This is a genomic window from Leptolyngbya sp. GB1-A1 (genome assembly GCF_039962475.1).
Lineage (GTDB): Bacteria > Cyanobacteriota > Cyanobacteriia > Elainellales > Elainellaceae > Leptolyngbya_A.
Map to the genome: position 1 here is coordinate 19,395 of NZ_JAMPLI010000051.1, position 13,394 is coordinate 32,788.

The following is a 13,394-nucleotide window of genomic DNA, read 5'->3' on the forward strand; positions in this document are numbered from 1 at the left end:
TGTCAATTATTTCACATTGGCTTCTGGTTTCTCTAAGCATAATTACAGGTTGCTGCTAAAGATGAGTGGATTTGCTGGTTTGCTTGAATTTCCTGGCGAAGCAGAATTTTTTAGTCAATTTTTAGAGCCGATCGCCCTGTATGACCGCCAGGGGTCTTGTCTGTATAAAAGCAAACAGTTTTTAAGCACACTTCGAGAAACAGGTACGTCTGAAAGCTATTTCTCAGGGATGGCTGACCCCGGATCGCACTTGTACCACTACTGGCAGGAAACAATCGAGAAAGACTTTTGCGAATTTATCGAACCGCAGCTATTTTGCTCCTTACATGCCATTGCTGGGACTGAGGCTATGGTGCTGAAAATCCAGAAGTGTCCGTTGCGGCTCATTGTCAACAGCATTAACTATGCGGCAGCAGTAGTCAATCAGAAGTTAGAGATTATTTGCTGCAATCAGCAGTTTATCGACTTATTGGAAATTCATCCGACTTCAGGGTTTCAACTCAATCAACTGGTACACCCTGAAGATCAAAATGTGGATCGATCGCTCTGGAGTGACCTGATCGCAGGCAGAATTTCCGAATACAACATTGAAAAGCGTTTTTTACCTGGAAATCAGAGAATCGTCTGGACAAACATTCATATTCAGAACATTCCTCCCGAACAAGTGCCAGGGACGGATTTGTTTTACACAGTAATCCTCGAAGACATTTCAGAGGTGAAAGCAACCTATGAAGCCCTGATACTGGATCATCAGCGATGGAATATTTTTCTATCGAATCGACTGAATTTGTTTTTCCAGACTAACCTGAGCGGCAAAATTTACTCGGCAAGTAATGCCGTTGTAACGACACTGGGATATCCGCAGGAAGTTCTCAAGGGAATGCAGATTGTCGATCTGGTACACCCCAGAGATCGGGCTAATTTTTTCAGATTTCTGAAGCTCTGGAGCCAGCCTGATCACCCTGCAATGATGGTTGAATGCTGTTTTCAGAAATATCGTTCCCAGGAGGAAGTGTATCTCTATATTCATGGACAGCAGCTTGCCGGAACATCTGCCAGTTCAGGCATTCTTTTTTATGCCGTCGATATCACGGAAAGGAAGCAGTTAGAGCAGGAGATTCAAGCGAAAGAGGAACGGTATCGCTCCCTGGTTTCCAACCTTCCCGGAGCCGTGTACCGCGCATCGACTGATTTATCGAACGACTACTATGCTTTCGAGGTCATCAGTCCCGAAATTGAGCGGATTACAGGTTATTCTGCCCATGAATTTCTGAGAAATCCAAACCTTTATCAGAGTTTGATTCTGGAAGACGACCAGCGGATGATTAAACAGGCGATCGCTAGAGCCGTCGTGTTGCAGGAACCTTTCACAATCGAGTATCAGATCCGGGATGCGGCAGGTGAACTGCGATGGGTGCAGGACCGCGCTCGCTGTGTTATGAGTGAATCCGGCAGACTGCAATGGATTGATGGGGTGCTGTTTGATGTGACCCAGCAGAAGCAGTCCGAAGAACTGCTGCGGGCTGTTTTTGAACAGGCAGCAGTCGGCATTAATCTAATGGATCGAGAGGGCAATCTGATTCGGGTTAATCAGAAGCAGTGCGAGATGCTGGGCTACTCCGAGTTGGAAATGATTGGGCTTGCGGCAATGAATTTGACATTGCCGGAAGAACAGGCACAAAAACAGAAGCTTCTGCAAGATCTGCTCGACGGCAGAATTAAAAGCTATTCAATGGACAAGCTTGATGTCAAGAAGAATGGCGAGCTGTTGTGGGTAACGATAACAATGTCTGCAATCCGAGAACGTGACCATCTGAAATACGTGGTCACGCTCGTTCAGGATATTACTGAGCGAAAACGGGCAGAGGCAGAAAAAGCGATCGTTCGAGCGGCACTTGAATCTAGCGAAGCGCAGCTCAGGCTCATGTTTGAGAGTGCACCGATTGGCGTTTCAATTACCGATCAAAACGGACGGATTGTAAAAACAAATGCCGCAATGCAGGAGTTTTTGGGATATTCACAGGCAGAACTGCGGCAGGTAAGTTTTGATCACTATACTCATCCCGAAGATCTTGAAATCGATCTTCAGCAGTTTCAGGCATTGATATCTGGAACCATCTCGCATTATCAGCTTGAAAAGCGGTATATCCGCAAAGATGGCACAATTGTCTGGGGCAATTTACGAATTGCTTCCGAAATCGACCGACACGGTGAACCGTTAACATTCGCTTTTCTAGAGGACATCACCGAGCGCAAGCAGCAGGAACAGCGATTGCGCGACCAGGAAGCCGAGCTTCGCGCCATTTTTGAAGCTTCGCCGTCTGGAATTGGTGCAATCGACCGTGCAGGAAATTTCTTGCGGATCAATAAAGCTTATCAAAAAGTAATGGGCTATGAATTCAGCCAGCTTTCTGGTATGACGTTTCGGGACTTGACTTATCCAGATGACCTGAATCGGGATTTAGAACTATACGAGAAGGTTTTGACGGGTGAGATTGACACCTACCAAATTGAAAAGCGATACATTCGTCCAGATGGATCTGTCTTTTGGGCAAGCTTAACCGTTGTTGCAGTCAGGCAATCTGATGGACAGCTTCAGTTTTCGTTCGGCTTAACTGAAGATATTACTGAGCGAAAACGGGCAGAACAAGCGGCTGATCATTTTCTGCAACTGCTGAGAAGCAGCCTGGATCTTTCAACAGATGGAATTCTACTGCTGGATTTACAGTGGCATTTAATTCACTACAATCAGCAGTTTATGAAACTGTGGGAAATTTCAGAAGAAACATTAGAGATGCAGGATGACTGGAAACTGGTCAACGCGATGAAACAAAAGGTTGTTGAGCCGGAGCAGTTTGTGGCTCAAATTCAAGAGGAGTATCGCTGTTCTCAGATTGAAGACATTCGGGAATGGCAACTGCTCAACGGCAAAACTTACCTGCGGATTTCTCGTCCACAGGTCATTGACGGTCGAATCGTGGGGCGGGTTGTTTCTTATCGGGAAATTAAAACATCAACCCTATAGGAAGATAAATCGCAATAAATCCGAGGACTACCCGATGCTTATTGCCTCGATGATTGCTCGGACTACCTCTTGTTCCTCTTCGGTTGTAGCACCAGCCCACATTTTTTGCAGGTCTGCGATCGATTCTTGGGGAATTGATCCGTCTATTAGGGGCTGTAAAAAGGGTTCAGCCATTTCTGCTTCTGGATCCCCCATCTGTTTTTGAGAATCTACAGCAGGGGGTGATCCGCTAGATTGAACGGCTTTTCGGCGGTGTTCACGGCGATCTAAAATGCTTTTCAGGAGATGCCAGTGAGAGCTGTTCAGACGATAAACGCGCAGCTTTTCGCCTTCATATCCCTCCACTGATCTAGACCAGCAAAACTCAACCTTGATTCCCAGTTGTGAGAGAAACTGGTGAATAATTTGCACCTCGCTCATCTGGTTTGAGACCGTGAAATGCAGGTGTGCTTTAACAGCCGGAGCAAACTGCAAAGCCCTTTCTGCGTAGGGTAGAAGGTCATATTTTGTCCATTCCTTGTTCGGGTTCAGAAAATCGTCCAGCCCCAGTTTTTTGCGAATGGCTTGCCGCACTGCGCTGTTAGCAATGTCCCATGGGCAAAGTCCCTGGTTCCAGGCTGCCTGTTTCTCCAGTGCCTTGACGGTGCGATCGGTCGCTGCCTCCAGCGAAAACTGCGCCTCTAAATTGGCAATCTCCCCGCGCAATCGACCCTGCTTGTCCAGCAGCACAAAGTCTGTGGTCAAAGTTTGGGGATCGATCACGTAGAAGTCACAGAGATTGAACCGCTCAATCGCCAGCTTGTCTTCTGGAGTTACGCTGTCCTTGCTCTCCAGGTCTAGCTTCTCGGATAGGGTGAGGACACGGGCAGCGACGATCGCCTCAGCATCCATTTCCTTCAGTTCCGATCGGGTTTCTGCCAGCATCGAGCACATGGATTCATCGCGTTCCCATCGGACAACTGTGACGCGATTCCCCTCATACCGGAGCCGAACCTGGAGGGCATCAGCCAGATGCAACATCGACCAGTTTTGTTCGGCAGCAATTTTGCTGTAGAGGTTTACATGAGGGTCAGATTGCCAGTCGTAATGATCCAGTTCTCCGGCGATGTCCTCGCGTAGGCTAGAACGAATCAGCGATACAGTCGCGACCGTCTGCTCCTGCAAGTGCCTCTTTAACTCCATCGCGTTGGTCGAGCGGCTGACTTTGTTAAAGCTGCTCCCGGTCTGCGCACACCAGACAATGCGCTCTACAGGCTCTCGGACTCGCGAGAGTGCCTGGGACATATCGGCATCGTTGATGCTGACTCCCGTGAAAATGCCGTAGACCCGCTGAACGATGCCCTGACATTCGATCGAAACGCCTGTGCCCATACTGGGGGTAGCGAGGATGACAAGTCGATTGTCCCTCTGGGCAGCTTCGATCAGATGTGGGTCAGGACTGCTGATAACGGATCGCTCAAACTCACCGCCCGACGAGTCGCTGTTGATATTCCAGACTGTGATGCCGGGAACCGTTTGCCCAATCAGTCGCTCGATCGTCCGGGCAAGTGCTTTAGAGTCTAGGCAGACAAACAGGGCACGACCCGGAGGCAGACTGTCAATCTCATCCAATAGTTGTCCTACCACCGCACTCCGGTCTGAAGATTCGATAAACGTGCAGGGATACCCCTCCCCCTGATAGTCGTTGCGGATGAGAAACACAGTTGCATCTTCGCCCCGCAGTTCCCGAATGTAGTGCAGCGTGGCATTGTCCAGGTCTGCGTCTGCCACAATCACCCGTCGCGCCATTTGAATCAGCGATCGAAACCGTGCCAAGAGTGCTGGACGCTTCCCGTCTTTGGCACAGGTGGAACTGGTCAGGAGGTGGCGTACCACCTGGACGACTTCATCCAGCACCAGATCGCAGCCCCGGAACTGCTCTGGGTCAATTGCTAAAAGCGAATCGACGCAGAACCCAATGCGGAGGGTATAGGCTGAGCCGTTGATAAACTGCCCCTTGGCTTTGTCGCAGTCCCCAATGTAGTCCAGTCCTAATCGCTTAGACAGGTTGCGCTGAAGGGCAATGCGGTGTCCGGCAGAGAGAACGGCATTCAAATTGAGTACCTGTTGCGCCGTCCACTTGGTCTTTCCAGTTCCCTTACCGCTGGAGACTGCGATGATACCGTCCTGGGGAATCCGGTCGAGTGTCAGGGTCGAAAGGTCGGCAGTGTTGATTCTGAGATTGACTTTCCAAGTGAGCCGGTATTCCAGCTTTTGCCAAGTTCGCCAATGTTCGAGCGGCAAAGCCTGATCTAGAGCCACTTCCCACGCACCTGCGCCGGAGGTGACAATCAGATCGTCTATCCCTTTGCCCTGCTGTCCGTCCCAGGTGGCGATCGTTACTGCACAGCCAGCCTGACGCAGCAGTCCCCCAAAGCGGGAGAGTGCAACATTCACCCGCAATCGGGTTTTGGCTTCTGCGTCCTGGTCAAACGCCAGCACGATCGGTCGTCCGGGTGTCGCAAATCGCGCCACATCTTCAATCAAGGATCGCTCGCTGATCGCATTTTTGCAGTAGCCGCCGTTCACGCCATACAGGGCGATCGCCACATATCCCAGACTTAGAAGGGATAAAGCTTTCTTACCGCCCTCGGTGAAGATAATTTCGATGTCGGGATGCGCCTCCAGCCATTGCCAAAACGATCCGGTCAGGGGAACATCTACGCCATAGCGATCCGCAATCTTGCGGCGGATAGAGGCTGGAATATGCGGCAGAAATGCTCTAGAGCCATTGCCCTTGCGCGTTTCGTACTTCACATCCTTGCCGCGCTCGTCTTTGCGGGGCTGACTCAGTTTGGCTTGCCAGAGGGAACCGTCTTCATTCAGGAGCAGCACACCGTAGAGGGTTTGCTTTACTTGAAAACCAAAGCGCATGTATCGCCAGTCTAGTGCGTCGTGGATAGGCGTAATGGGATCGCCTGTCGCGTCAAATTCCAGATCCGGTCGCACTTGGACGGTTGCAGCAAATAAAACCGAATCAATCGCACTCCCCTGGCAAAATTCCTGCTGAATCTGCTGCTGAAACTGATCTAACGAAAGTGAATTAGAAGCTGCTCTGGAAGGAGGCACGATCATACGTTCCCTCCTGCAAGGCGCTTGCTAACCTGAGCAAATTGTTGTTGCTCCTGGGGTGTGAACTGCGCCCAAATTTTCCCCTGAAAAAACGAGGGGAGCTGCGCGAACTGATACAGTGCAGTAGGGGGATCGAGCGATCGAAGATTTTGCGCGACTTTCATTAACAGAGCTGCTTCGTCAATCAGCCGAACTGCTTCGCCGTAACAAGCATGAGGTTCTGAAGTAAAAGCACAGGCAACCTCAGCAGTGGTTGTGATTTGTCTCAGCAAAGCTGCCAATCTACGATCAACTGCTTTATAAGTTGTCAGCAAATTAGTTAGTGGGACAACCTCATCTGGAGCAAAGCGATCCAGAACGGGAGTTTTGGCATCAGCACTGATTTCGGCAATTGTTCTGGATGATTTTCCGGCTTGAGCATCCGAATCTGGAACCGCCGACTTCGGATCTTGGCAAGGTTTTCGCGGAGAACGCTTGTTAGAAGATTGTGCCTGTGAAGCTTGGGTATTGAAGCCGATCGCTTCATAATCGATCGGTAAAGCAGCGACAGTTTCAGCGGCCTGACTCGCTGAGGAAGTAAATAAAGATTGCTGAAGCACGAGATATCAAGACTCCAATGTAGTGGTTGGAGCCGGACGCATCGCCTAGAAACTGGAAGGCAAGATGAATCGAATGCAGCGATCGAATAGACAGTTGGTCGCTCATTCTTAATCAATTAGAACTGCATGAAACATGAGCCTCGCCAGAGTTCTAGCACGTTCCGGCAAGGCTCAGAGCAATGATAAAAGTAACAAACTTTTCATTCCCTGATCCCGAAACTTTGCATGACAATTTGGGATCTGATATGATGCGAAGTAGAAGGGCACACCATATCAGTCCTTTCCCACAACCTGTCTCCCCGCCAAGGTAAAAGGTTGTGATTTAGGTAACGTCCGGGTCAAAGCTTCTAACTGTGTCCTACCACATTTAGATAGCTCTCCCGGAATCTTATCAAAGGCAATGCTATAGCGAAGCCACTCTCAGTTTTTTCAACCAGAGAGCGTTGATCTTTCATAGGCTTCCCCTGTGATTTTGTAGATAGGTGCTTTTCGCGGTTGCTTCTTCAGCACTGGTTTGTCAACTACTTCTACTTGAAACAATTGGTCGATTGTTTCAAGTTCAAGGGTTTGAGCGATTTTATCAAGTGAGCTTAGAAAAAGGGCTGCTCGGATATAATCGCGTCTTGCTCCAGCGACTTTAGCAGTTGGCGGCTGACAATTTGATTCCTTTGCAATGCTGTTCTGGTTGTGCCCGCGTGTTTAACGCATTCATCAAGCTGACTGTAATCAGTCAGGTGTGGTTGATTCTCCAGAATTTCCGGAAACGACCACCGTGCCTGTCCAAAGTCGATGATATCGCTGAAGCGTTTCAGATGAAACACTCGGCATATATCAAGCGAGAAGAATGCAGTGATTTCCATACTGCCTTGGTATTCCCAGAAGTTCCGGGCATACCAGGCTGTGTTTCCAGAGCAGCGGTATTCGAGTGAACTATCAAGGTGTTGAAGGAATTCCCTCAACGTCTCAATTTCCCAGATCTCAGCTACCTCCCTAATCTTGATTTGCATAGGAACGTATTTTTGACCTGCACTTAAAAGATACCACCTTTCCTAGAGAAGATCATCTCTGTAGTGATGGATGTAAAAATTAATTATACTTGGCGAGAAACCTAGTCTAATAAAAAAGGGATGAAGCAGATTCGGTAGATTAAAATTTACCGCAGAAAAACTGTGAGCACGAGTGAGCCTCAATTGTCAGGGCTTTTCTAGATTTAGAAGAGCTTGAATTTGCTGTTGATGCTTTGGCTGAATTGCCCGTTCTCCATTTACCCATCTCGTAATCAACGAGCGATCGACTCCTAAATTTTTAGCAAGCTGTGCCTTTGACCATCCTTTTGCATTGATAGCAGCAAGTAATGTTTCTCCCGTAATTGCTTTCGTTCGTTCTAGGTGCTCCGCCGGCAAAGATAAAGGTTCGGGATTTTGCTTTACGTTAGGCGATCGAACCGCTCCCAGCTTCTCCTGAATTAGAACTGTTGGTTTAATAACAACAATTGCTTTGAGCCAAAGCTTTAACCAGTTACGGGGGCGAGTTCTTAATTGAGTGCTTTCACTAGTCAAACTCCATTCTGGTCTGATTGTGTCTGGATAAGTAGAATCATCAAATTCAATTTGCCAGCCTAGTTCATGTAGCGTCAACAGCGCGTTATCCCACTGAGTAATGAGAGCATTCCGTCGCTGTTTACTAGTCTGAATTGCCTCAAGTAATTCTTTAGGCTCTAAGCGTTCTAAAAGTGTGCCTACCTCATAACGCCCATCACGCCGAATCCGACTCATGATCGTGAGGAAGATCGCTAGCTTTGAGGCTAGTCGCTGTCGATATGGGTTAATTTGTAATGTACTCTTTGCTAAGTAGCCGTACTGGCAGAGGGCTTCTTTGCCACCATTTAAGTCCCTAGCATTCAAAAATTTCTCTGTCCAGCTCCCAGGACGAACTTTTATATACAGTTCATCGGGATCTCCTGCTTCATAGTTTAACGAGCCAGGCTCATTCACATCGACTGTCAGGGCAAGTTGTCCTGCATACTCTAGTTCTTCTAACAACCACATTGGTCCTCGCGCAACGTTATAACGGCTAGCACCGACATTGATGTTGCTAATGAGAACAGACAGACTGCAAACGAGCTGTGCTAGATGCCCAATTTTTTTAAGTTTCTGCCCTAGTGTAATATCTGTGCGCTTATCCCAACCAAATAAACGAATCAGGTCGGTTCCCCGCAGGCGAATTTGCTGCTCCCAGGGTTGGTCAGAATCCGTTGCATAAGCTGAGAAAATTAGCAGCACATAAGCTGCTTCTGGACCAAATTGCTGGATAATTTCCCATGCTGCTTTGCCAGGTACTAGCTCAATTTGCTGATTTGATGGACTTTGGCGAACAATATTATGCTGGATAAATCCTTCCCCAACGAGCTTACGCCAGTATGGATACTCCCCGTCTTCCCATTGACAGTTAATGAGTGCCTGCGCTCCAGTCAGAATTGGATAACCCGTCGCAACGCGCTCAATCTCTCGTCCTTGAAATAGAGCAGGCTCAGCGACAAAAGAATGTGTTGCTCGAATTCCTAAGAGTTTTTCAACATCTTCAACTGAAAAGGCTGAAAGATCCAGATTCCGCAGCCATTCACTAGCCGTATGAAAAGCACAAGCACTGATAACAACTGATTCATGCCAAGCATCTTCTTCAGGAAGGGTTGGGTCTTCATCTAGAGACAACAAGCCGGGGATCGAACAATCTGCAGGGATTCGCTCTTCTCGCTTCCAGCGTTCCAGCCGATCTAAAATCCAGGTTGCCGTTTCCTGCCAGAACTCTTGTTTTCGAGTAACCCCCTTAAATAATTTTCCTAAGCGGGTAATTGCTTGCTTTTGCAATGCGCCAATTCTTTCTGTCTCAGCATACAGATTAACGACATCGGCATCACTGCTCATCGTGGAGCGGATTTGTCGGAGCCGATGCTGATTGATACCAGTGGCTACATTGACTAGTACTAAGTTCAGGAATGATTTGCCCAACCGCAACTTTGCAGCATACTCATCCACACGGCTATTCTTCTGATAAAGCGGAATAAGGTCTGCCTTGTCAATGGGAAAGGCAACTTCCTTAGATTTCTTTTTGCGTGTTGTGGTACTGCCTGGCATAGCAGAGTTAGCGAATCACTACTTTAATGTCTCCATTAGTATACTTGTGCTTCACCCACTTGCACTTGACGGGTAATATTTAGTCTTTGCTTTGTCAACAATATGCAAGTTTGTCAACTCATTTAAAACCTGTTCAACCTCTAGATATGTTTCCAAGTAAAGGTTTCAGCGTGATTTAGCTTAACAGCAGCGTTGACAAAAACTCTAGAATCTCTTGACTAAGTTTCTAGAATCTTAGGACGAATAAACTGTATTCGACATAATTCAAGTGTGCTTTCTCCTTTTCACGATGCTTTTGTCAACGAAACGTTACATATTTCTTGTGTTGACAGTGTTGACAAAAGTTCTAGAATCCCTTGACTAAAGGCAAGTTTTCTTCAATTGCTATTTACATCAAATGCAGGCGTAATCGACGTTTAGCTGTATTTACAGCCGCAAGATCTGTGCTTTACTCAACTGCGCCAATGACTTTTGTGTTGACAGTGTTGACAAGAACTCTAGAATTAGCGGACTTGAGCTGAAGTGTATTTTCCCTTGCATTGGCTTCCTTCGATGTTGCCAACGTTGACAGAAACTCTAGAATCACCTGACTAAGTTTATTTTGTTGACTATGCTTCTAGAATTCTTTGACCTGTTTGAGTAGTTGAAAGGTTTCAAGCTGTTGCCAGTGTTGACAAAGTTTCTAGAAACTTAGGACGATAAGATGGAAGACTTTACCTGCAAGGGTTCAATAGCCTCTACCAGGAAAAATCTTTTGCGTGTTGACATCATTTCTAGAATCCCTAACTCTATATTCTAGAATTAGCTAACCAAGTATCTAGGATCACAAGACCTTTCTTTTTTCAATTGCTGTCCTTGCATCGTTTTGACTTAGATGTTGACTTTCTAATGATCCTAAGTAACTTAATGCTGTTGACATATCTAGCTTATTCTTTGCTGCATGGTATACGTCTTCTATTGCATTGTGCAATTTGTGTGCCTATATGCAGCCGAACGATACGACCGCTTTCAGAGCAGTTTGTGAGGAAGATAGTTTTCTATCTTTATTTCCTCATCGCTTTGACTACATCTGGGCAGAACATTTTAACCCAGGTATCAAGCCTCAGTGGAAGACCGAGAGCCGACATCCCTTGAGCGATCGCCTGATTCGCCAAGGGGCATATTTGTACGGCGTGCGATTTGGTGCAGAGACTCAGTATGCTCTGGTTGATATTGATGTGACCAGTCTTTATCATCCCAGCCAAGACCCGCTTGCCGTTTCTCGGATTGTTGCTGCCTTAGAACCGCTTGGACTAGTTAGCTATCTAGCCTGCACCTCCAGTTACAGCGGAGGGCTTCACCTTTACTTTCCCTTCCAGCAATCTCAGAGTTCCTGGCAGGTCGCGATTGTTCTAGCTTGCCTTTTAGAAAATGCCGGGTTCAAGCTTCAGCCTGGACAGCTTGAAATTTTTCCAAATCCTCGTCCTTTTACAATTGATGGGAGCTACAGCCTCTTTAATGCTCACCGTCTTCCGCTACAGAGTGGATCTTATCTTTTGAATGCCGAGTGGCAACCTGTTTGGAGCAATTCACAAATTTTTGTTCAGCAATGGCAGTTTGTCCAGCAGCGAAATGATTTGGATAGCAGCACACTTAAGCGAGTGCTGAAGCAGGCAAGGCGGCGGCAATATGGAATTTCTGGGAAAGCAGAGAAGTTTATTAATGACCTGAATACTGAGATTGAACAGGGCTGGACTGGGGTAGGACAAACAAATCGACTATTGGGGCGTATTACTATGCGTTCCTACATCTTTCATCATGTTCTATCCGGTGGGAAGCCGTTGGAAGGGCAAGCACTGATTGACGAAATTGTAGCAGTGGCACGATCGCTGCCTGGATACGAAGAATGGTGTCGGCATCAGCATGAAATTGAACATCGAGCAGAGGAATGGGCAGGCTGTATCGAAAATAGTCACTACTTTCATTTTGGTTCTCAAATTCCCAAGCCCAAACTAGAACCTCAAGATCCAGAACTGGTGACTGCAATTGAAGAGTTGCCTTCCTGGAATGAACGGCAATCCGCAGCAACCAGAGATCGAATCAAACGAGCAATCGCGGATTTGCTGGAGAAGGGGAGTTTACCTGCTCGACCCACAGCACGTTTTCAGGCACTCCTTGAATATGGCATTGGGGGAGGGTCACTCTACCGCCACCGCGATCTCTGGCATCCCAATTATTTTGGGCTGGAATCTGCTCAGGAGGAAGATACTTCCCATCTACCTGTGGAAAACCCCCCGTACCCCCCTTCCTTCAGTAAGAACCACCAGTTAGATTGCGCTGAGAACGCATCTAACTGGCTCAGTTCCCCAAGCTTATTATCCAATGCTGGCGGTGATAATAGGCAGGATAAGCCTTCTAGCGATCGTTCCGGTTCTCAAGAGCGATCGGTTGGTGGTAATTCCCCTGCGCCTTCAAGTCCAGTCGGAGCAGAGTATGTTCAGCAGGTCCTATTTCAGGTGCAGGCGCAGCAGGAGGCGTATCACCAGGCAAGGCGATCGGCTCAATTGCAGCGACAGCGTATCCGCTCTGAAGCTCAGCAAAAGCAGCAGATTGACCAGATGCAACGATATCTTGCCTCTGGTGATCCGATTTTGGTAGCGGAAGCGAGGGCGTGGGCGGAGATCAATCCGGGAGTGCTGAACATGGAGCAACTGCAACTGCCGCTCATTCAGATGCCTGGTTCCCAATAGTGTGCGAAATTGCTGTGTTCCTTGGCTGCAATTCTCTCGTTACAATGTGGGGGAATGGGCTGAAAATTCAGGATCAAAGATCGGGCATCCCAGTAATCCGGGGTAAAACAAAAGGAGACGGCATGACCGCAGCAGTTCAGATTCCACCCCTCACTTTTGATCAGTTCCTCGACTACAACGATGGAACGGAGACCCTGTACGAATTGATTGATGGTTGTCCCCTTGCCATGCCCGAACCTTCGCGCCAGCATCAAAGCATTACTCGTTACCTTGACCGCGTGTTCAGTGACGAGATTGAGAAGCTGGGGCGATTGTGGGAAACGGTTAGAAACACGGCAATTCGAGTTCCAGGACGATATCTTGCCGATGGCAGAAGACCGGATCTCGCGATCGTCAATCTGCCTCAGAGCGAAGTGGAGCAGCAGGAAAAAGGAATTAAGACCATGCCTCACATGGTGATCGAGATTGCCTCAAGTAACTGGAAAGATGACTTGAGAGACAAGATTTTCGCTTATCTGCATTTGCAAGTGCCGGAATATTGGATTGTAGATTATGCAGGGCAAATTCCGGAGAAATACTGCGAGCGCGGAAGAGGTGTCAAAACGATCGTCCACACCCTTCGTACCGTGGGACGGTACGGATACGACAAGCAGGAGTTTATTGGGGATGAAGTCATTCCTTGTCAGACTTTTGAGGATTTACAACTCACCACCCAGCAAATTCTTCAGCTTGGGAAAACGAGTTTGTAGCCAGATGAGCGAAACTCTTCCACTTGTATCTACTCCAGGTGTAACGT

General features: G+C 47.8%; 7 protein-coding genes. 3 read left to right on the forward strand and 4 right to left on the reverse strand.

Annotated elements, in window-relative coordinates:
* The first annotated feature begins 61 nt into the window (after nt 1–61).
* On the forward strand, nt 62–3,025 hold the full coding sequence (locus NDI45_RS26145; RefSeq protein WP_348249450.1) for a PAS domain S-box protein: 2,964 nt from the start codon (nt 62–64) through the stop codon (nt 3,023–3,025).
* A 27-nt stretch (nt 3,026–3,052) separates the two neighbouring features.
* Here NDI45_RS26145 and NDI45_RS26150 read toward each other — a convergent pair whose 3' ends face one another.
* The 4 genes from NDI45_RS26150 to NDI45_RS26165 form a co-directional block, all read right to left on the reverse strand.
* Nucleotides 3,053–6,139 carry a plasmid replication protein, CyRepA1 family gene (locus NDI45_RS26150; protein ID WP_348249451.1) on the reverse strand — a complete coding sequence of 1,029 codons (3,087 nt, stop codon included), beginning with the start codon at nt 6,137–6,139 and terminating at the stop codon, nt 3,053–3,055.
* Nucleotides 6,136–6,735 carry a hypothetical protein gene (locus tag NDI45_RS26155; protein WP_348249452.1) on the reverse strand — a complete coding sequence of 200 codons (600 nt, stop codon included), beginning with the start codon at nt 6,733–6,735 and terminating at the stop codon, nt 6,136–6,138. The genes NDI45_RS26150 and NDI45_RS26155 overlap by 4 nt, the downstream gene beginning before the upstream one ends.
* 590 nt (nt 6,736–7,325) lie before the next feature.
* Nucleotides 7,326–7,595, reverse strand: coding sequence for a hypothetical protein (locus NDI45_RS26160; RefSeq protein WP_348249453.1), 270 nt, complete (start codon nt 7,593–7,595; stop codon nt 7,326–7,328).
* A gap of 333 nt (nt 7,596–7,928) precedes the next feature.
* A complete protein-coding gene (locus NDI45_RS26165; RefSeq protein ID WP_348249454.1) occupies nt 7,929–9,869 on the reverse strand; it encodes a helix-turn-helix transcriptional regulator in 1,941 nt (646 codons plus the stop codon).
* A gap of 983 nt (nt 9,870–10,852) precedes the next feature.
* Between NDI45_RS26165 and NDI45_RS26170 the strand changes: the two genes are divergently transcribed.
* Both NDI45_RS26170 and NDI45_RS26175 read left to right on the forward strand, forming a co-directional pair.
* On the forward strand, nt 10,853–12,598 hold the full coding sequence (locus NDI45_RS26170; RefSeq protein ID WP_348249455.1) for a hypothetical protein: 1,746 nt from the start codon (nt 10,853–10,855) through the stop codon (nt 12,596–12,598).
* A 122-nt stretch (nt 12,599–12,720) separates the two neighbouring features.
* Nucleotides 12,721–13,347 carry a Uma2 family endonuclease gene (locus NDI45_RS26175; protein WP_348249456.1) on the forward strand — a complete coding sequence of 209 codons (627 nt, stop codon included), beginning with the start codon at nt 12,721–12,723 and terminating at the stop codon, nt 13,345–13,347.
* Nucleotides 13,348–13,394: the final 47 nt, after the last annotated feature.